The sequence below is a fragment of the Aggregatibacter actinomycetemcomitans genome (assembly GCF_023518055.1).
Classification (GTDB): domain Bacteria; phylum Pseudomonadota; class Gammaproteobacteria; order Enterobacterales; family Pasteurellaceae; genus Aggregatibacter; species Aggregatibacter actinomycetemcomitans.
Genome location: NZ_CP085096.1, coordinates 335586 through 354521, shown reverse-complemented (window position 1 = coordinate 354521; position 18936 = coordinate 335586). Strand labels below are relative to the sequence as shown.

19 protein-coding genes and 3 tRNA genes are annotated in these 18936 nt (G+C 45.6%); 16 read left to right on the top strand and 6 right to left on the bottom strand.

The annotated features are described in order from the left end of the window. The first annotated feature begins 75 nt into the window (after positions 1 to 75). Together LIN98_RS01795 and nadN are read left to right on the top strand one after the other, a co-directional pair. Positions 76 to 852 (top strand): hypothetical protein, encoded by a 777-nt coding sequence (locus LIN98_RS01795; protein ID WP_005548092.1) that lies wholly within the window; start codon positions 76 to 78, stop codon positions 850 to 852. A gap of 26 nt (positions 853 to 878) precedes the next feature. Then, positions 879 to 2693 carry an NAD nucleotidase gene (nadN, locus tag LIN98_RS01790; RefSeq protein ID WP_005538478.1) on the top strand — a complete coding sequence of 605 codons (1815 nt, stop codon included), beginning with the start codon at positions 879 to 881 and terminating at the stop codon, positions 2691 to 2693. A gap of 105 nt (positions 2694 to 2798) precedes the next feature. Here nadN and LIN98_RS01785 read toward each other — a convergent pair whose 3' ends face one another. The 3 genes from LIN98_RS01785 to polA all read right to left on the bottom strand — a co-directional run bounded on the left by LIN98_RS01785 (position 2799) and on the right by polA (position 6334). Then, positions 2799 to 3146 carry a helix-turn-helix domain-containing protein gene (locus tag LIN98_RS01785; protein WP_012820817.1) on the bottom strand — a complete coding sequence of 116 codons (348 nt, stop codon included), beginning with the start codon at positions 3144 to 3146 and terminating at the stop codon, positions 2799 to 2801. 249 nt (positions 3147 to 3395) lie between these two features. After that, a complete protein-coding gene (locus LIN98_RS01780) occupies positions 3396 to 3518 on the bottom strand; it encodes a hypothetical protein (RefSeq protein WP_005548099.1) in 123 nt (40 codons plus the stop codon). A gap of 14 nt (positions 3519 to 3532) precedes the next feature. Next, positions 3533 to 6334, bottom strand: coding sequence for a DNA polymerase I (polA, locus tag LIN98_RS01775; protein WP_050846190.1), 2802 nt, complete (start codon positions 6332 to 6334; stop codon positions 3533 to 3535). A gap of 216 nt (positions 6335 to 6550) precedes the next feature. Between polA and LIN98_RS01770 the strand changes: the two genes are divergently transcribed. The 6 genes from LIN98_RS01770 (at position 6551) to LIN98_RS01745 (ending at position 9917) form a co-directional block, all read left to right on the top strand. Continuing rightward, on the top strand, positions 6551 to 7114 hold the full coding sequence (locus LIN98_RS01770) for a porin family protein (RefSeq protein ID WP_005548103.1): 564 nt from the start codon (positions 6551 to 6553) through the stop codon (positions 7112 to 7114). Positions 7115 to 7217: 103 nt separating this feature from the next. Further along, positions 7218 to 7448, top strand: coding sequence for a YceK/YidQ family lipoprotein (locus LIN98_RS01765; protein ID WP_005539105.1), 231 nt, complete (start codon positions 7218 to 7220; stop codon positions 7446 to 7448). Between the two features lie 9 nt (positions 7449 to 7457). Then, a complete protein-coding gene (gene rep / locus LIN98_RS01760) occupies positions 7458 to 9473 on the top strand; it encodes a DNA helicase Rep (RefSeq protein WP_005570045.1) in 2016 nt (671 codons plus the stop codon). 125 nt (positions 9474 to 9598) lie between these two features. Further along, a tRNA-Ser gene (locus tag LIN98_RS01755) sits at positions 9599 to 9692 on the top strand. A 17-nt stretch (positions 9693 to 9709) separates the two neighbouring features. Beyond that, positions 9710 to 9786 (top strand) — tRNA-Arg (locus LIN98_RS01750). Positions 9787 to 9840: 54 nt separating this feature from the next. Continuing rightward, positions 9841 to 9917: transfer RNA gene (locus tag LIN98_RS01745), tRNA-Arg, on the top strand. Between the two features lie 71 nt (positions 9918 to 9988). Here the strand turns inward: LIN98_RS01745 and LIN98_RS01740 are convergent. Then, a complete protein-coding gene (locus LIN98_RS01740; protein ID WP_005567066.1) occupies positions 9989 to 10369 on the bottom strand; it encodes a PRD domain-containing protein in 381 nt (126 codons plus the stop codon). 128 nt (positions 10370 to 10497) lie between these two features. Between LIN98_RS01740 and LIN98_RS01735 the strand changes: the two genes are divergently transcribed. From LIN98_RS01735 to LIN98_RS01715, 5 genes are all read left to right on the top strand, one after another. Further along, positions 10498 to 11100: a beta-phosphoglucomutase family hydrolase gene (locus LIN98_RS01735; RefSeq protein ID WP_005567064.1), complete on the top strand. Its 603-nt coding sequence runs from the start codon at positions 10498 to 10500 to the stop codon at positions 11098 to 11100. After that, positions 11100 to 11705, top strand: a complete 606-nt coding sequence (locus LIN98_RS01730) for a sugar O-acetyltransferase (RefSeq protein WP_005567063.1) — start codon at positions 11100 to 11102, stop codon at positions 11703 to 11705. The genes LIN98_RS01735 and LIN98_RS01730 overlap by 1 nt, the downstream gene beginning before the upstream one ends. A 2-nt stretch (positions 11706 to 11707) precedes the next feature. Next, positions 11708 to 12193, top strand: coding sequence for a YqaA family protein (locus LIN98_RS01725; protein ID WP_005548119.1), 486 nt, complete (start codon positions 11708 to 11710; stop codon positions 12191 to 12193). Positions 12194 to 12406: 213 nt separating this feature from the next. Continuing rightward, positions 12407 to 12913, top strand: coding sequence for an S-ribosylhomocysteine lyase (luxS, locus tag LIN98_RS01720; protein ID WP_005548120.1), 507 nt, complete (start codon positions 12407 to 12409; stop codon positions 12911 to 12913). Between the two features lie 169 nt (positions 12914 to 13082). Then, a complete protein-coding gene (locus tag LIN98_RS01715) occupies positions 13083 to 13235 on the top strand; it encodes a hypothetical protein (protein ID WP_005548122.1) in 153 nt (50 codons plus the stop codon). Here the strand turns inward: LIN98_RS01715 and rluA are convergent. Continuing rightward, complete coding sequence (gene rluA / locus LIN98_RS01710) at positions 13232 to 13891, bottom strand: bifunctional tRNA pseudouridine(32) synthase/23S rRNA pseudouridine(746) synthase RluA (RefSeq protein ID WP_005567062.1); 660 nt, start codon at positions 13889 to 13891, stop codon at positions 13232 to 13234. The genes LIN98_RS01715 and rluA overlap by 4 nt on opposite strands. Positions 13892 to 14271: 380 nt before the next feature. On the opposite strand from rluA, the gene pnuC reads away from it, so the two are divergent. Further along, positions 14272 to 14961: a nicotinamide riboside transporter PnuC gene (gene pnuC / locus LIN98_RS01705; RefSeq protein ID WP_005548127.1), complete on the top strand. Its 690-nt coding sequence runs from the start codon at positions 14272 to 14274 to the stop codon at positions 14959 to 14961. A gap of 74 nt (positions 14962 to 15035) precedes the next feature. Here pnuC and LIN98_RS01700 read toward each other — a convergent pair whose 3' ends face one another. Next, complete coding sequence (locus LIN98_RS01700) at positions 15036 to 15743, bottom strand: tRNA1(Val) (adenine(37)-N6)-methyltransferase (RefSeq protein WP_005572000.1); 708 nt, start codon at positions 15741 to 15743, stop codon at positions 15036 to 15038. A gap of 89 nt (positions 15744 to 15832) precedes the next feature. On the opposite strand from LIN98_RS01700, the gene srmB reads away from it, so the two are divergent. Next, on the top strand, positions 15833 to 17164 hold the full coding sequence (gene srmB, locus LIN98_RS01695; protein WP_005572001.1) for an ATP-dependent RNA helicase SrmB: 1332 nt from the start codon (positions 15833 to 15835) through the stop codon (positions 17162 to 17164). 470 nt (positions 17165 to 17634) lie between these two features. After that, complete coding sequence (locus LIN98_RS01690; protein ID WP_005548134.1) at positions 17635 to 18936, top strand: ATP-binding protein; 1302 nt, start codon at positions 17635 to 17637, stop codon at positions 18934 to 18936.

Sequence of the window (18936 nt, the reverse complement as noted above, 5' to 3'; positions counted from 1 at the left end):
GCTAAGCTGACTCCTTTGAGATATAATAGCGCCAAGGTATTATTCTGAACATGTTGCTAAAACGTGAGGTTCACAATGAAAAAAAAGATTCATTCCGTGTTATTTTTGCTTACATATTTTTTTAGTATTCAAGGACAAACTATGCAAAATATCGAACACACCGGTCAAAACCGGTCGAACCAATCCATACAGGATGTAAAACAGCAATTAGCCGCTGCACTTGCCCGACAAGAACAAAAACAAATTATCGTTTTACAAAAAAAGTTAACGTCTTTGTCTTCCCTATCCCCACAACGTCTTGCGCAACAAATTCGGACTACCGAAAAAATTCTGACCCGTATTTTTAAAACAGAGAAAAATCTGACACCCAAATTTATTGATTACCTGTATTTTGAGCCAATTGAAACGGCTGATGACACCTTAATGCAGGAAATGAAAAAAAATCTTTTGATCTCTTTCTTGGCAAATGAACGCGCTCAAATCTATATTAAAGACATGCCAAACGCTAATCAATTTGTTCAGCTTTTAACAGAAAAAGGAGCAAAGACTACGCAAATATCCGTATTGGCAGAACCTGCTAAAACCATTTTCCAGCGAATCCGCGAACAAATGTACCAAGATTTTCCTAATAAAAAACAGTTTACTATCACTGAAAATCGAGTAAGTGTTATTGCCCCTTCCTCCGTTATTAAGCCACGCCTTGCCTTGGCAGCTGCAATTTTTGATCAGCAGTTTAAAGGGGTTGAAGTTGATGATTTTTCTTACTTGGATCAACCGCGTGAAAATTTGCAACACAATAATGATACAACCCGTTATAAAACCTTTCAGGCAATGTTGGAAGGCTTAGAATAAGCTATTTAACAATCATAGGAGTTCTTATGTTTACACTTAAAAAAACACTTACTCACATTCTTAGTACTACGTTTGTATTTTGTTCAACCTCCGGGTTAGCGGCAAATCCGCCGGAGGATAACCACAAAGCTGTTGAATTGAGCATTCTGCATATTAATGATCATCATTCTTATTTGGAGCCTCACGAAGCCCGCATTTTATTAAACGGTAAAGAAACTAAAGTAAATATTGGCGGTTTTTCCGCAGTTAACAGCAAGCTTAATGAATTACGCAAAAAATATAAAAATCCGCTAGTATTACATGCAGGCGATGCTATTACAGGAACACTTTATTTTACCCTTTTTGGCGGTTCGGCCGATGCAGCGGTAATGAATGCAGGTAATTTTCATTATTTTACACTGGGCAATCATGAGTTTGATGCGGGAAATGAAGGTTTATTAAAATTACTTGAACCACTAAAAATCCCTGTTTTATCTGCTAATGTCATTCCTGATAAAGGTTCTATTTTGTACAATAAATGGAAACCTTATGATATTTTCTCGGTGAATGGAGAAAATATCGGCATTATTGGGTTAGATACAGTAAATAAAACCGTTAATTCATCTTCCCCCGGGAAAGATGTTAAATTTTATGATGAAATTGCAACAGCCCAAATTATGGCGAATGCTTTAAAAGCACAGGGTGTTAACAAAATTATCTTACTTTCCCATGCGGGCAGTGAAAAGAACATAGAAATTGCGCAAAAAGTAAATGATATTGATATTATTGTTACCGGCGATTCACACTATTTATATGGTAATGACGAGTTGCGTGAATTGAAATTGCCGGTGGTATATGAATATCCCTTAGAATTTAAAAGCCCGAATGGTGAACCTGTTTTTGTGATGGAAGCTTGGGCTTATTCCGCCGTAGTGGGCGATTTAGGCGTTAAATTCAGCAAAGATGGGATCGCTTCCATAATCCGAAAAACTCCACATGTATTAATGAGCACAAATAAATTAAAAGTTAAAAACAGTGACGGTAATTGGCAGGAACTTAGTGGAGAAGAACGTCAAAAAGCAATTCAAAGTTTACAAAAGATGAAAAGCATTTCATTGGATTATCATGATAAAAAAACGGATAAACTGATTAGCAAATATCGATATGAAAAGGATCAACTGGCAAAAGAAGTCATCGGCTCAATCGTTGGGCAAGCGATGCCGGGCGGGTCGGATAATCGCATCCCGAATAAAGCAGGTTCTAACCCTGAAGGTTCGGTTGCGACCCGTTTTGTGGCAGAAACGATGTACAACGAATTGAAAAATGTAGATCTGGTTATTCAAAATGCCGGAGGTGTACGTTCAGATATTTTACCCGGTGACGTCACCTTTAATGATGCCTATACCTTTTTACCATTTGGTAATACTTTATTTACTTATAAAATGGAAGGTTCACTGATTAAACAAGCTTTGGAAGATGCTCTGCAATTTGCGTTAGTTGACGGTTCTACCGGCGGCTTCCCTTACGGGGCGGGTGTTCGTTATGAAGCCAATGAAACGCCAAATGCCGACGGTAAACGCTTAGTAAGCGTTGAGGTCTTCAATAAACAAACACAACAATGGGAAGATATTGACGATAATAAACGTTATCTAGTGGGAACCAATTCCTATATTGCCAGCGGTAAAGACGGATATAAAACCTTTGGTCATCTTTTCAATGACCCGAAATACGAAGGTACAGATACCTATCTTCCGGATGCAGAAAGCTTCATTAAATTTATGAAGAAAAATCCGCGTTTTGAGGCCTTCAAAACATCAAATGTAAAATTAAATGTTGTTAGTGAAGCCTTACCTAAAAAATAACAAAAAAGTTGACCGCACTTTGATCTGCCCCCAAAAGTTGGACAGGTCAGTTAACTGAAGTATTGAGCTCGGTATTGTACCAGGCTCAATACTTTTAAATCGAGTTTAATTTGTTTTTGATCGCCCCAATTCCACTAACTTTTTTAGATAATCAATCTCCGCTTTTTCAAGGGCGGGTTCTCGTTTCAGTTTTTTAAAGGCTTGTGGTGAAAAGTCGGTTGTTTCAGCCACTTCAATCTGCGTTTTTTTCATTTTGGGTTTCAGAATTTTGGAGGTTTTAGGTTTAGTATAAGGCGATTTTATGCCATCAAGCCCTCTTTCACGAAAGGCTTTTAACCAATAAATGACTTGAGAATGAGGAATCTTATAAAGTTTAGACACCTTATAAATACTAAAATCCTGTTCGGTGATCGGTTTGATAATTTTTAAACGAAATTGATAAGAGTAGGACATAACCAGCACCTTATAATTAGGTGTTCAGGTTTTGGGTGCAGATCACTTTTTTATTAAACACTGCTGCCCGTTTTTTCAACCACCAAAATCCGCGCTTCGCCCTGCGGGTGGACGACGTGTTCGATGCCGATGCCGGCGTAAAAAATATCTGCTTTCCGGCAATACGCTTCTGGCTTCGCTGTGTTCTTTGTAGTGCATTTCTACTACGCCGTCCATTACGGCAAATATTTCTTCGCCGTCATTGGTGTGTCATTTGTAAGGTTCGTCGGTCCAATGTAAACGCACGCTGATGCCGTTTATTTCAGTAATGTCCAAACCGCCCCGGGCGTGGGCGGCGGTGAAGTCTGCGCTACGAACGATTTTATGTGTCATGTTTTCCCTTTAACTTAATGCGCTTCATCCCAATTTTCACCTACGCCCACATCTACAATCAGTGGCACCACCAGTTCGGCGGCGGCTTCCATGTGTTGTTTGATGAGATCGCTAAAAAACGCGATTTTTTCCGACCGCACTTCAAACACCAGTTCATCGTGCACTTGCATAATCATGTGAATGTCCGGGTCATCACGAGTGATGCCATCCAGTTTAATCATGGCGCGTTTGATGATGTCGGCGGCGGTGCCTTGCATCGGCGCGTTAATCGCCACCCGTTCCGCGCCTTTGCGACGCATGGCGTTGGAAGAATTGATCTCCGGCAAATATAGACGGCGTCCGAACAGGGTTTCCACATAGCCCTGTGCTTTGGCTTTTTCGCGAATGTCATGTATGAAGGTTTGCACGTTCGGGTAGCGCTGGAAATATAAATCCATGTAGCGTTGTGCGTCGGCGCGGGAAATACCGAGCTGGCGGGAAAGACCGAAGGAAGACATTCCGTAAATCAAGCCGAAGTTAATGGCTTTCGCGTTGCGGCGTTGTTCGCTCGTGACCTGTTCCAGTGGCAAACCGAAAATTTCAGCGGCGGTGGAACGGTGAATGTCTTTGCCTTGCGCGAAAGCGTTGATCAAGCCTTGGTCATTGGACAAATGCGCCATAATGCGCAGCTCAATTTGGGAATAGTCGGCGGCGATGATTTTGTAGCCATCACGTGCAATAAAGGCTTGGCGAATGCGGCGCCCTGCTTCGTTGCGAATCGGAATGTTCTGTAAATTCGGATCGCTGGAAGAAAGCCGCCCTGTCGCCGTCACTGCCTGATGATAGGAGGTGTGCACGCGCCCCGTTTGCGGATTCACCATTTGCGGCAACTTGTCGGTGTACGTGGATTTCAGTTTGCTCAAGCCACGATGTTCCACCAGCACTTTCGGCAATTCGTGGCTGTACGCCAGTTCTTCCAGCACTTCCTCATTAGTGGACGGCACGCCTTTCGGGGTTTTTTGCAGCACCGGCAAGCCGAGTTTGTCGAACAAGATTTCCTGCAACTGCTTGGTGGATGCCAAATTGAACGGCTGTCCCGCCAAAGTGTGCGCCTGCATTTCAAGTGCGGTCAATCTTTCGGTAATTTCATTGGATTGCAAAAACAGCGCGTCGGAATCAATCAGCACGCCGTAACGTTCCATACGCGATAACACACCGAGCAGCGGCAGTTCGATGGATTGATAGAGTTCTACCAAACCGGGTTGCGGCTGTAATTTTTGCCATAACACTTGTTGCAACTTCATGGTCACGTCGGCATCTTCCGCCGCGTATTTGCCCGCCTGTTCCAACGGAATTTGATTGAAGGTCAGCTGGTTTTTGCCTTTGCCGGCGATGTCTTCAAAGCTAATGGTTTGATGTCCGAGATAGCGCTTCGCCAAGTCGTCCATATTGTGTCGCCCGGTGCTGTCCAGGGTGTAGGAAAGCAACATGGTGTCAAATTCGATGCCCTGCAAATCAATGCCGTTGCGGGCGAAAATGGTCATGTCGAACTTGAGATTTTGCCCGATTTTGCCGATGTTCGGGTTTTCCAGAATCGGTTTAAGGGCAGAAAGTGCGGTGTTTTTTTCCAGCGTTTTCGGTGCGCCGAGGTAATCCAAATGGAGCGGTAAATACGCCGCTTCGCCATTTTCCAAGGCAAAGGAAACGCCCACCAAATTGGCGGACATATAATCCAGCCCGTCGGTTTCCGTATCCACGGCGATGAGTTTGGCGGCGTTCAGTTTTTCCAGCCAACGCGCCAAATCCGCCTCGGTGAGAATGTTTTCATAACGGCTGCGATCAATGTGAAATTTAACGGCATTTTCGACCGCACTTTCATCGATTTTTGCTGCAGGCGTGGCTTGGTAGTGGTTAATTTTTACGGGTTGCTCGGCGCTTTGCGTGACAGTACCGGCGCCATTCATCACCTCCCCTAGCCAGCGTTTAAATTCATAACGCCCGAAATACGCGATTAAGGCGTCGTTATCGCTGTCGCCGATGGCGAGTTCATGAGGCGAAAATTCTAGCATCACATCAGTTTTAATGGTTGCCAGCGCGTAAGATAAATCCGCCATGGCTTTTTCGGCGAGTAATTTTTTGCCCAGCTTTTTCGCGCCACGAATCGGCAGTTCGGCGGCTTTGTCCAGATTGGCATAAATTTGCGCCATGCTGCCGATGCCCTGCAAAAGCCCAAGGGCAGTTTTTTCGCCCACGCCCGCCACGCCCGGAATGTTATCGGAGCTGTCGCCCATCAGCGCCAGATAATCAATAATCAATTCCGGCGGAATGCCGTATTTTTCAATCACGCCCGCGCGATCCAGCAGGCTGTTGTTCATGGTGTTAATCAACATAATGTTGTCGTCCACCAGCTGCGCCATATCTTTGTCGCCGGTGCTGATGAGCACTTTTTGCCCGTTTTTCGACGCTTGACTTGCCAGCGTGCCGATCACGTCGTCCGCTTCCACACCGTCTACTACCAACAACGGAATGCCCAGCGCGCGGATCATGTCGTGCAAGGGTTGAATCTGTTTGCGCAAATCATCAGGCATGGGCGGGCGGTGGGATTTGTATTGTTCGAACATTTCATCACGGAAAGTTTTGCCTTTGGCATCGAACACCACTGCAATATGGCTCGGCTGCACCTGCGAAATCAGGCTTTTCAGCATATTCAGCACGCCGTACATGGCGCCCGTCGGTTCACCGGCGGAATTGGTCAGTGGCGGGAACGCATGAAACGCGCGATATAAATAGGAAGAACCGTCCACCAGAACGAGGGGATTTGCAGCAATTTGGGCCATAATAATCTCATGATGTTGATGAATAATTGACACATTATAGCGAAAATCGGGGGGCGGCGCATGGAATAATACGGGCTTGATAACCAATTAAAATTACTGACAAAAATCACCGCACTTTCATCTGTAGAATCCACAAAATCGGCAAAAGATCTTGATCCGCCTAGCTAAAGTGCCTATACTCAAGCCGGTTCTAATTAAATCTAATAGAGGGCTTTTATGAAAAAATTAACGCTTTTAGCGCTTAGCGCAGCTGTTCTTGTGTCAACCTCCGCGGTGGCATCCTCAGATTTTACCGGCTTTGGAATTGGTGTTGGTGTAGGCACAACCAAGTACAAAGACGCAAAACGTATCTCTAACGTTGATTTAATTGCCGATTATGGCATCGACTATGGTAACGATTTCGTAGGTATTATTGAAGGAAAATTGAAGTTAAACAAATCAACGTTACATGATAATAACGCCTCCGGCTACCGTGGCAAACTGAACGAAAAGGCACGTTTGGGCGTAAGTTACTTACAAGGCTATCGCGTAACACCAAGCATTCTTCCTTATGCCAAAGTTGGGGTGCAAACTGCTAAATTTGAAAGTGAGGTTCGTACACGCAACTACTCAGCTACGCATAGTGATACCAAAAACGGTATAGGTTTTGGTGCGGGTGTTAAGGTCAATCTGGTACCGGACTTTGAGCTAAGCTTGGAATATTTAAGGACTCATAACAAATTTGATGGTCAAAAGTTAAGAGGTAATGTATATAGCACCAACGCTACATATCGTTTCTAAGCTGAATTCATCAATACCATTGCGCTGCGGGGCAACCTGCGGCGCAAGATTTTTATGCCTCCCCTCCTGCTTTGCGCCGATTTGATGTACAATCCGCCCGCTTATGAAATTTCAACCCGTAAAAACACTCTTTATTTCGACCGCACTTTTTGCTATCAGCGGTTGTGGCACGGTGGTCAAGCTGATCGATCCCACGGAACCTTACAGCGCCTACGCCGGCACCAAGTACGATTTTGACATGGCGAAACGCTGGGGCTTGCCGATTTTAGACCTGCCGCTGTCCTTTTTATTGGATACCGCCCTGTTGCCTTATGCCTGGTCGCAAAGCGAATAACCGACAAATATGAAACTCAATCCGCAACAACAACAAGCCGTGGAATACGTCTCCGGCCCTTGCCTGGTGCTAGCCGGCGCCGGTTCCGGCAAAACCCGCGTAATCATCAACAAAATCGCCCATTTAATCGATAAGTGCGGTTATTTTCCGAAGCAAATCGCCGCCGTCACTTTCACCAACAAAGCCGCCCGCGAAATGAAAGAGCGCGTGGCGCAATCCATCGGCAAAGCACAATCCAAAGGGCTGATTGTGTCCACCTTCCACACCTTAGGTTTTGATATTATTAAGTGTGAATACAAACAGTTAGGCTTTAAAGCCAATATGACGCTGTTTGACGAACACGACCAAATGGCGCTGTTAAAAGAACTCACCGCCGATGTGTTGCAGGAAGACAAAGGCGTATTGCGCGAGCTGATTAACCGTATTTCCAACTGGAAGAACGATTTATACAGTCCGCAACAGGCGCTGGGGTTGGCACGGGATAACAAAGAACAGACCTTCGCCCATTGTTACGATCGCTACAACAAACAACTGCGCGCTTACAACGCCTTGGATTTTGACGATTTGATCATGCTGCCGACGTTGTTGTTCAAACAGAACGCCGAAGTGCGGTTAAAATGGCAGGAGAAAATTCGCTATCTGTTGGTGGACGAATACCAAGACACCAACACCAGCCAATATGAACTGATTAAACTGTTGGTGGGCGAACGCGCCCGTTTTACGGTAGTGGGCGATGACGATCAATCCATTTATTCCTGGCGGGGCGCGCGTCCGCAGAATATGGTGCGGCTGCGCGATGATTTCCCGGCGTTACGGGTGATTAAACTGGAACAAAACTACCGTTCCAGCCAACTAATTTTACACTGCGCCAATATTCTCATTGATAACAATGAGCACGTTTTCGACAAAAAACTGTTTTCCAATTTAGGCGAAGGGGAAAAATTACAAATTATCGAAGCGAAAAATGAAGAGCACGAGGCGGAGCGCGTGGTAGGCGAGCTGATTGCGCATCGATTTATCGGCAAAACCCATTATCGCGATTATGCCATTTTGTATCGCGGCAACCATCAATCGCGCCTGTTGGAAAAAATCCTCATGCAAAACCGCATTCCGTACAAAATTTCCGGCGGCACGTCGTTTTTCTCCCGCACGGAAATTAAAGACATGATGGCGTATTTGCGTTTGGTGGTGAATCAGGACGACGACGCGGCATTTTTGCGTATTGTAAACACGCCGAAGCGGGAAATCGGCACCGCGACGCTGGAAAAACTGGGTTCCTTGGCGCAGGAAAAACATATCAGTTTGTTTGAAGCGATTTTTGATTTTGAGCTGCTTCAACGGGTCACGCCGAAAGCGTATGACGCATTGCAAAAATTCGCCCGCTGGACTGTGGAACTGAATGACGAAATTCAGCGCTCCGAACCGGAACGGGCGGTGCGTTCCATGCTTTCCTCGTTGCACTATGAAGAATATTTGTACGAATACGCCACCAGCCCGAAAGCGGCGGAAATGCAGAGTAAAAACGTGGCGATGCTGTTCGATTGGGTCGCCGGCATGTTGAAAGGCGACGAGTTTAACGAGCCCATGAACCTCAATCAAATTGTCACCCGCTTGACCTTACGGGATATGCTGGAGCGCGGCGAAGAGGAAAATGATGGCGACCAGGTGCAATTGATGACGCTACACGCCTCCAAAGGGCTGGAATTTCCCCATGTGTTTTTAATTGGCATGGAAGAAGGTATTTTGCCGCACCAAACCAGCATTGACGAAGACAATGTGGAAGAAGAGCGTCGTTTGACGTATGTGGGGATTACCCGTGCGCAACAGAATCTGTGGTTTTCCTTGTGTAAGGAACGACGTCAATTCGGCGAGTTAATCCGTCCCGAACCGAGTCGCTTTTTGTTGGAACTGCCGGAAAACGATTTGCAATGGGAGCGGGATAAACCGCCGTTAAGCGCCGAACAGCAACAGGCAAAAACACAAAGCCATATCGCCAATTTACGGGCAATTTTACGCGGAAAATAAAGGACAAAAACCCCGTTCGGATTTGTTGAGAAATCGCTCAACCAAGTTGATTTCAGGCACTTTTCGGAAAAAATAATTTGACTTATTGTCATAAACCCGTATCATACCGCCCACAAATCGATTGTGGTGAGATGGCCGAGCAGGCTGAAGGCGCTCCCCTGCTAAGGGAGTATGGGGTCAAAAACTCCATCGAGGGTTCGAATCCCTCTCTCACCGCCATTTGTTTAATTTGTCTCGCACCCGTAGCTCAGCTGGATAGAGTACTCGGCTACGAACCGAGCGGTCAGAGGTTCGAATCCTCTCGGGTGCGCCATTTTAAGTCGACTCTATGGTTTAAAATGGTTTGAGCGAGTTAAACATTCACTACGCACCCGTAGCTCAGCTGGATAGAGTACTCGGCTACGAACCGAGCGGTCAAAGGTTCGAATCCTTTCGGGTGCGCCATTTCACATTCCAACAATTTCTCATTTATCTTACTCAAACGCCAAGAAGTGCGGTGGTTTTTCCATGCGTTTTTAACTTACCCGCGCCAGCACATGCGGCTGATCCAATACCAAACCATATACGTTCGCCAGGAAATATGTCTGTTCCTCTTCCGGAATATCTAACGGAATCAGTTCCAACACATTTTGGTGAATCTGCAAAACTTGCGGAAAAACCACCGCACTTTTCATTTCCAACAGCAATTCCGCATACAACGGCGAAACGCAATGTCCGCGTTTAATGCGCCCCAACGCGCTGGCAATATGCACCAACATCATTTTCACCTGTTCCGTTTCCACGTCCACCTGCCATTGGCGTTGCAAATGCCGGCGCACATTGAGTACGGTCTCGACGATATGATCGTCAATGAGCTCCCGCGTTTGAAAAATCCACAGCCGTTGTTGAATATCCATTTACCTGCTCTCACCTAAAGCTGACTAAGTATAACCGCATACCGCCGAAATTAAACGATGCACGGATCATAAATTTATTGCACAATAGCTATCTTATTTGTTGTAACTAAGACAATCCGGAAGGCAATATGTTAGATAATGATGTAATAAACCAATATGACGGTTTAATTTTTGACATGGATGGCACGGTTATCGACACCATGCCAAGTCACGCCAAGGCGTGGGAAATGGTGGGTCAACATTTTGGCTATCCGTTTGACGGCAATTTATTATATGAACTAGGCGGTGCGCCGGTAAAAACCATCGCGCAGGAAATGATGAAACGCCATGCCATGCCGTTAGAAAGATTGGATGATGTCATCCATTTGAAACGCAAATACGGCAAACAGCTGATTATGCAACACGCCACGCTATTGCCCGCCGCCAGTGTCGTGCGTTCTTTTTACAGCAAAAAACCGTTGGCGTTAGGCACGGGTTCCCATCGTGCCATGACAGAAATTCTATTGGATAAATTTGATTTTGAAAAATACTTTTCCGCCATTGTCACCGCCGAAGATATTCAACATCATAAACCTGCGCCGGACACGTTTTTACGTTGTGCCGAACTGATTAAGGTGAAACCACAACGCTGTTTAGTCTTTGAAGACGGTGATTTGGGCATTCAGGCGGGATTAAGTGCCGGGATGGATGTATTTGATGTGCGCGTAAATAAATTATTGAGAGAAAACTGATGCTGAGCGAAAAAGAGAAAATGCTGCGTGGTCTCGCCCATCAGCCTTACACCGATGAGCTGGTAGCAATGCGTCTGCGTGCCAAAGAGTTACTGTACCAATTCAATATTCTGACCCGTCCGAGCAATAAAGCGGAAAAAGTGCGGTTGATTTTAGCCTTGTTTGGCAAAGCCGACGCGACAACGCATGTCAATGCGCCCTTTTATTGTGACTACGGCAGCAATATTAAGGTGGGAAAAAACTTTTTCGCCAATTATCACTGCACCATTTTAGATAACGCACCGGTGACCATCGGCAACGATGTGATGTTTGCGCCCAATGTGAGTTTATATACGGTGGGACACCCGCTCGATCCCGAATTGCGCCTTGCCGGCTGGGAGCAGGCGCTTCCGATTACCATCGGCAATAATGTGTGGCTTGGCGGCAATGTTGTGGTTCTGGGCGGTGTGACAATTGGTGATAATGTGGTAATTGCTGCGGGTTCCGTAGTCACTAAAGATATTCCCGCAAACACCGTCGCCGTGGGGTCTCCTTGTCGGGTAGTGCGACAAGTGAATGTGGCAGATCGTGAAAATTATCTGCGTACCTACCGGCCGCAAATCTAACGATGTTAGACCTCTTCAGCTGGGATTGGTGGCAATCCTTATTCGGCGAACATCGGCTTTGGATTATGTTCGCCAGCGCCTTTCTCAGTTCCACCGTGCTGCCCGGCAATTCGGAAATTATTTTTCTTACCATCGCCGCACCGCTTTTATGGTCGGGTTACCATCATTTTTCCATCGAAGTTCAAAGTTTGTTATGGGTTGCGGTTATCGGTAATACACTTGGAAGTCTGACCACTTATGTTTTAGGGCGTTGGTTGCCTGCTTTCAATAAACCGCCGCAGAATGCCGAACTGGCTTGGACATTGGAAAAAACACAACGTTACGGCAGTTTGGTGTTATTTTTCAGCTGGTTGCCAATCATCGGGGATGTATTTTGTGCGGTGGCGGGTTGGTTGCGGTTGAACTGGTTGGCGTGCCTGGTTTTTATCGCGCTGGGCAAAATAGTGCGGTATGTTTTTTTGTTGTTTTTAGGTGTGGCTTTTCTGTAAAGCCTGCGATTTTCCTGTAAAATACATAAAAAAAATGCCTCTCACGAAGAGAGGCAAATAACCTAAGGAACCAATTTTATTAAAACAACTGCAAGTTGCTCGTAATTTATGACAATAGTATAACGGAAAAAGTTCGCAAGAATTTACAAAAACTTATAAATAATTTACGAACGCTTAATTTTTAATCAAAAAAGCTAAAATTGAGGAAAAAATATGCCATTACTTGATAGTTTTAAAGTGGATCACACCCGAATGAAGGCGCCTGCCGTACGTATTGCGAAGATCATGCGCACTCCAAAAGGAGACAATATCACCGTTTTTGATCTTCGTTTCACGATACCTAACAAAGAAAACTTGCCACCGAAAGGTATTCACACCCTTGAACATTTATTTGCCGGTTTTATGCGAGATCACTTAAATGGCAAGGATGTGGAAATTATCGATATTTCCCCGATGGGCTGTCGCACCGGTTTTTATATGTCCTTAATCGGCACTCCAAATGAAACCCAAATCGCACAGGCGTGGGCAGCTTCGATGCAGGATATTCTGAATGTAAAGAAACAAAGCGAAATTCCTGAACTAAATGAGTACCAATGCGGCACTTACACCGAGCATTCTTTGGAAGAAGCACATCAAATCGCACAAAATGTGTTGGATCGCGGTATCGGCGTAAATAAAAATGAAGATTTAACCTTAGACGAAAGCTTATTAAAACAATAAGGAGACGTTTATGACCACCATCGGTACATAACCTGAAAGCATTCGTCATTTTTTAGTGGCAGAAGGATTCGGATTGCCGGTTCTAATCGCCAACTTCATCAGCCTGTCCCCTTCCGGCCCGCCATCATGAAAGGCAAATCTCAAAAGATCGGAATGATAAGGACAATAATTGAAAAAGAAAAATATTTGGCAATACAATAAAGACAACCAAAGCAATGAACCCGTTTCATTGCTTTTTATCGCCTCGGAAAAGAAAAGTGCGGTCGGAATTTTAGGTGTTTCACATCGAAAAAACACAGGAAAAATCCACCGCACTTTTTAAAACCCGACCAGTGTGGTGAATTCCATGGTTTCGCCGGTGATCGGGTGCCGGATTTGCAGGCTTTCGGCGTGCAGGCATAAGCGGGGCGAGAGGGCTTTGGCTTGTGGGTGGGCGTAGAATTTATCGCCTAAAATCGGGTGTCCGAGCGCCAGCATGTGCAGGCGTAATTGATGGGAGCGACCGGTAATCGGCGTGAGTTTTATGCGGGTGGTGTTATTTGGATAACGCTGCAAAACGTCGTAAAAAGTGACCGCTCTTTTTCCCCGTTCGAAGCAAATTTTCTGGCGTGGGCGGTTTTCCCAATCGCAAATGAGCGGTAATTCCACCATACCTTGCTCTTGTTCCAAATGCCCCCAAACCAGCGCCTGATAATATTTTTTCGGTTCGCGTTCGCGAAATTGACGTTTTAATTCGCGATCCGCCGATTTGCTTAAGGCAAACAGCAGAATGCCACTGGTTGCCATGTCCAGCCGGTGTGCCGGTTCGCAAAAACCGTATTTTTCTTTCACCCGCGACATGGCGCTGTCATAATATTGCGGCTGATTGCCCGGCACCGAAAGCAAGCCGCTCGGTTTATTCACCACGGCGATGTAATCATCTCGATACACCAAATCCAGCCAAGGTTCCTGCGGTGGGTTATATTCAATCAGAGCCATATTTATTCCTTATTGGTGACGATCACGCACAGGCAATCGAATTGCCTAGCCTATTGTAACAGCGATAAGGCCTACTCACGTTACGCTTGCAGGGTGCTGATTTCTTCGGCGCGAATGTTGTTTTATGCCGCCGGAAAATCAGTTGTCGATTTTCAATCAGGATAATCCTAGGCGCAAAAGTCGTGATGTTCTCTCTGTTCGTCAAAAATGCGCTATTTTAGCGGTGTTATCAAGAAAAATAAACTTTTCACGGATATTTTGTGACTACACGAATTGATCTGAATTTTGTGATCCGCCCCACAAAAACGTAGCACATCCTTTACATTCTAAAAAATACTTTCTAAGATGACCGCACTTTATACGTCATAAGCGAGGTTATTATGAACCCAGAGCAACTCCTACAAAAAGCCAAACAGGAACTCTTTTCCGGCTGGAAACCCTTTGAGGTTTTCTGGTTATTACTTTTCATCGCGGCGCAAATTATTGCATTTGTGTTGGATCCGCAATCGCCTCTCGCCATGATTTCCGGCATTGCCGGCGTAATTTGCGTGGTGTTTGTCAGTAAAGGAAAAATCAGTAACTATTTGTTCGGCCTTATCTTTGCTTACACTTATTTCTATGTCGCGTGGAAGGCGAATTTCATCGGCGAAATGAACACCGTGCTATACGTTTACCTTCCGGCGCAATTTATCGGCTATTTCACGTGGAAAGCCCATATGCAACAAGAAAAAAGCGGTAGCGAAAGTGTGATTGCTAAATCGCTGACTTTGCAGGGCTGGATTGTGCTCGCTGCTACTGTTAGTGTCGGCACGCTATTATTCGTGCAGGCACTAAAAGCCGCAGGCGGGAGTTCTACCGGCTTAGACGGCTTAACCACCATCATCACCGTCGCTGCACAGTTATTGATGATTTTGCGTTACCGCGAACAATGGCTGTTGTGGATTTTGCTGAACATTATCTCCATTTTGTTATGGGCAGAAACACCGGCAATATACCTCATGTACAGCGCCTATTTGCTTAACTCTTTGTATGGTTATTATAACTGGACGAAGTTGGCAAAACAGGGCTGATAAGATAAATTCATCGAAAAAAATGACCGCACTTTGGCTACTCCATAAAAGTGCGGTCGTCTTTTTCAGCGTTTTCAAAACTTCAAATAAAATTCCCGCGTCAACGCCACAAAATCATCATGGTAGCGATGATGCGCATCATAAATAATCAGTCGGCTATGTTGCAGAGGTTGTGGTTGCATGGCGAAGGTTAATAACATCCGCTGCGGCATTTTTCCCTGTTTGGTCGTCACATCACAACGCTCAACGCAATAAAGTGCGGTGGTTTTTAACAGCGTTTCGCCCGCCTCCAAAGGCAATACAAAACTGATCTTACCTTTCGACGCCAAGCAAGACGCGGCGGTTTCCAACCAATGCAAATGGCTTTGGGAAGCCAAATAACGGGCGGTATTGCGCGCCTCATTACGGCAATCCACGCCTGTTTGAAAATAGGGTGGGTTGGCGACAATCAAGTCAAAAGCGTGCTTACTTTGCGCACAGAAAGTTTCTATATTCTGTTGATACACCTGAATTTTATCTTTCCAAGGCGATGCCGATACGTTTTCCTGCGCCTGTTGTGCGGCGGCAGGATCGATTTCCACGGCGCAAATTCGACTTTCCGCCGAACTCCGCTGCGCCAACATCAAGGCGATCAGCCCACTACCGCAGCCCAAATCCAAAATCTGTTTTGCCTGCGTCACATTCGCCCAAGCGCCTAATAAAATGCCGTCCGTGCCCACTTTCATGGCGCAACGATCATGATTTACGCGAAATTGCTTAAATTGAAATCCCATATTGTTCATCAAAAAACATCACTAAAAACAACCGCACTTTAATAGCAAAGTGCGGTATAATTCGGCGCAATTTTAATGCTAATGAACGAAAAATACCAATGACAAACCTCATCCAATTTGCAGATTTTGATCTCGCGCCCGAATTACTCAACGCCCTTCAGAAAAAAGGTTATCAGCGCCCCACCGCGATCCAGCAGGAAACCATTCCGGCGGCGATGGAAGGCGGTGACGTATTGGGTTCCGCGCCCACCGGCACCGGTAAAACGGCGGCGTTTCTGTTGCCGGCGATTCAGCATTTGCTGGATTACCCACGTCGTAAACCGGGTGCGCCGCGCGTGTTGGTGTTAACGCCGACCCGTGAACTTGCCATGCAGGTAGCGGAACAGGCGAAGGAGCTTGCCTGCTTCACCAAACTCAGTATCGCGACTATTACGGGCGGTGTGGCGTATCAAAATCACGGGGAAATTTTCAATAAAAATCAAGATATTGTAGTTGCCACGCCGGGACGGTTGTTGCAATACATTAAAGAAGAAAATTTTGATTGCCGCACGGTGGAGATTCTTATTTTCGATGAAGCGGACAGAATGTTGCAAATGGGGTTCGGGCAGGATGCGGAAAAAATTGCGGCGGAAACCCGCTGGCGCAAGCAAACCTTGTTGTTCTCCGCAACTCTTGAAGGCGATTTGCTGGAGGATTTTGCCGCACGTACTTTAAACGAACCGGTGAAAATTGAGGCGGAACCGAGCCGCCGTGAACGCAAGAAAATTCAGCAATGGTATTACCACGCCGACAGCCATGAGCATAAATTCAAATTGCTGGCACGCTTCATTGAACAGGAGCAGGTGAGCAAAGGCATTGTGTTCGTGCGTCGCCGCGAAGAAGTGCGCGAACTGGCGGAAAATTTGCGTAAGCGTGGTATTCGCAGCGCCTATCTGGAAGGCGAAATGGCACAAACCCAGCGCAATAATGCCATCGACAAGCTGAAAAACGGCGTGGTAAAAGTGCTGGTTTCCACGGATGTCTCCGCACGTGGCATTGATATTGATGATGTCAGCCACATTATGAATTTCGATTTACCATACAGCGCCGACACGTATTTGCACCGCATCGGGCGCACCGCACGCGCCGGCAAAAAAGGCACCGCGGTGTCTTTTGTGGAAGCTCACGATTACCGCCTGCTCGGCAAAATCAAACGTTATACCGGCGAAATCTTAAAAGCACGCGTCATTGAGGGCTTGGAACCACGCACCAAAGCACCGAAAGACGGCGAAATCAAAACCGTCAGCAAGAAACAAAAAGCGAAGAAACTCGAAAAACGTGAAGCGCGGAAAAAAGCGGATAAGAAAGTCAAACAGCGCCATCAAGATCGTAAAAACATTGGTAAGCGCCGCAAACCGAGCGCTTCAACCACGGCAGCAGCCGTTAAATAATCATGTCAGCCGAGTGGCATTAAGTTGCAGGAACGCTCGTCCTATTATCAAGATGCGCAACACTACAACCTCGCAGGCAACTTCGCCGCTGGTCTGGCAGAGGTCACCGATACGTGGTAGAACGCTAATTGGCACATTTTGAGCAAGTCAACATAGAATTGGCAAACGCCATTCGCGCAAAACTCGCCTAATTCAAATTTAACTCAAGGACCGGCCGCACTTTTGTCTCAAAAGTGCGGTCACAAAAAATTCCGTTTTTTGAACGTTGGCTATGCCAACGGCCCCGAAGGGGTGAATAAATCACTTCAGTGATTTATGAATATTTTTTTAGATGAATTTCACTTTCCTTAGAAAAAATGTGTAAAATTACATTTTTTCGTTGGAAAAAGTGTATCTAATTGACATTTTTTCCTTAGAAAAAATGTAAAGTCTGCGTTAGAATAGCGAGAAATCCAATAAGAGGATCAACGATGAAACGCTATATTTTAGACTTATTACAAAAGTGGAAAACCAAGCCCAATCGTAAGCCATTAATTATTCAAGGTGCTCGACAAGTGGGCAAAACCTGGGCAATGAAACATTTTGGCGAACAGGCTTTTGAACAAGTCGCCTACATTAACTTCGATAATAATCCGCGCATGAAAACCCTCTTCGCAGGCGATTACAATATCGATCGTTTAATCCTCGGGTTAAAAATCGAAAGTGGCGTGGATATTCAAGCGGACAACTCGCTAATCATTTTTGATGAAATCCAAGAAGTGCCACAAGCCCTCTCCTCCCTCAAATATTTTTATGAAAACGCACCGCACTTTTACATTGTCACCGCCGGCTCGTTGCTTGGCGTTTCGCTCCACCATCAAGCCTCTTTTCCTGTGGGGAAAGTGGACTTTCAGCCTATTTACCCCATGGATTTTCGTGAATTTCTACTTGCCATGAGCAAGCCGGATCTCGTGCAATTACTGGAAATGCAGGATTGGGCATTAATTAGCGCAATGAAATCCACATACATTGACTTACTGCGCCAATATTATTTTGTGGGCGGTATGCCGGAAGCGGTCAAAACCTTTGTGGAAACGCAGAATTTGAATGAGGTTCGGCAAATCCAACGCAATTTGTTGATGGCATACGAACAGGATTTTTCCAAACACATTAGCGACGGGCAAACGGTGCAGCGGGTACGTGCATTATGGAACAGCATTCCGGAACAGCTGGCAAAAGAAAACAAAAAATTCGTCTATTCCCAACTGCAAAAAGGAGCGCGCAGTAAAGATTATGAAATCGCCCTGCAATGGTTAAAAGACAGCGGCTTAGTCCATGTCGTGCCACGTATTAAAAAGCCGCATTTACCGCTGAGCGCCTATCAAGACAACGCCTTTAAATTATTCAGCCTTGATGTGGGCTTGCTCGGCGCACAAAGCTATTTAGACTCGACAGTGCTTTTGGAAGGCAACCGCCTATTCACCGAATTCAAAGGCGCACTGACGGAACAATATGTCCTGCAACAACTTTTGGTGCTGCAAGACAATCCCGTTTTCTACTGGGCAACGGAAAAAGGCACGGCAGAAGTGGATTTTGTGCTACAACAAGGACAAAACATCACCCCAATTGAAGTGAAAGCGGAAGAAAATTTAAAGGCAAAGAGTTTAAAAGTCTACGTAGATCAATTCCAACCCAAACGCGCTTTACGGTTTTCAATGGCAGATTATAAGGAACAGGATTGGGTGGTGAATGTGCCGTTGTATGGGGTGACGAGTTTATTTAAAAGCACTTGA

Coding starts and splice junctions, on each gene's coding strand:
- polA (WP_050846190.1), bottom strand. CDS start 6,334: ATGGCCCAAATTGCTGCAAATCCCCTCGTTCTGGTGGACGGTTCTTCC.
- pnuC (WP_005548127.1), top strand. CDS start 14,272: ATGAACCCAGAGCAACTCCTACAAAAAGCCAAACAGGAACTCTTTTCC.
- LIN98_RS01770 (WP_005548103.1), top strand. CDS start 6,551: ATGAAAAAATTAACGCTTTTAGCGCTTAGCGCAGCTGTTCTTGTGTCA.
- LIN98_RS01740 (WP_005567066.1), bottom strand. CDS start 10,369: ATGGATATTCAACAACGGCTGTGGATTTTTCAAACGCGGGAGCTCATT.
- nadN (WP_005538478.1), top strand. CDS start 879: ATGTTTACACTTAAAAAAACACTTACTCACATTCTTAGTACTACGTTT.
- rep (WP_005570045.1), top strand. CDS start 7,458: ATGAAACTCAATCCGCAACAACAACAAGCCGTGGAATACGTCTCCGGC.
- LIN98_RS01730 (WP_005567063.1), top strand. CDS start 11,100: ATGCTGAGCGAAAAAGAGAAAATGCTGCGTGGTCTCGCCCATCAGCCT.
- LIN98_RS01725 (WP_005548119.1), top strand. CDS start 11,708: ATGTTAGACCTCTTCAGCTGGGATTGGTGGCAATCCTTATTCGGCGAA.
- LIN98_RS01780 (WP_005548099.1), bottom strand. CDS start 3,518: ATGACACATAAAATCGTTCGTAGCGCAGACTTCACCGCCGCCCACGCC.
- LIN98_RS01765 (WP_005539105.1), top strand. CDS start 7,218: ATGAAATTTCAACCCGTAAAAACACTCTTTATTTCGACCGCACTTTTT.
- rluA (WP_005567062.1), bottom strand. CDS start 13,891: ATGGCTCTGATTGAATATAACCCACCGCAGGAACCTTGGCTGGATTTG.
- luxS (WP_005548120.1), top strand. CDS start 12,407: ATGCCATTACTTGATAGTTTTAAAGTGGATCACACCCGAATGAAGGCG.
- LIN98_RS01735 (WP_005567064.1), top strand. CDS start 10,498: ATGTTAGATAATGATGTAATAAACCAATATGACGGTTTAATTTTTGAC.
- LIN98_RS01795 (WP_005548092.1), top strand. CDS start 76: ATGAAAAAAAAGATTCATTCCGTGTTATTTTTGCTTACATATTTTTTT.
- LIN98_RS01700 (WP_005572000.1), bottom strand. CDS start 15,743: ATGAACAATATGGGATTTCAATTTAAGCAATTTCGCGTAAATCATGAT.
- LIN98_RS01690 (WP_005548134.1), top strand. CDS start 17,635: ATGAAACGCTATATTTTAGACTTATTACAAAAGTGGAAAACCAAGCCC.
- LIN98_RS01785 (WP_012820817.1), bottom strand. CDS start 3,146: ATGTCCTACTCTTATCAATTTCGTTTAAAAATTATCAAACCGATCACC.
- srmB (WP_005572001.1), top strand. CDS start 15,833: ATGACAAACCTCATCCAATTTGCAGATTTTGATCTCGCGCCCGAATTA.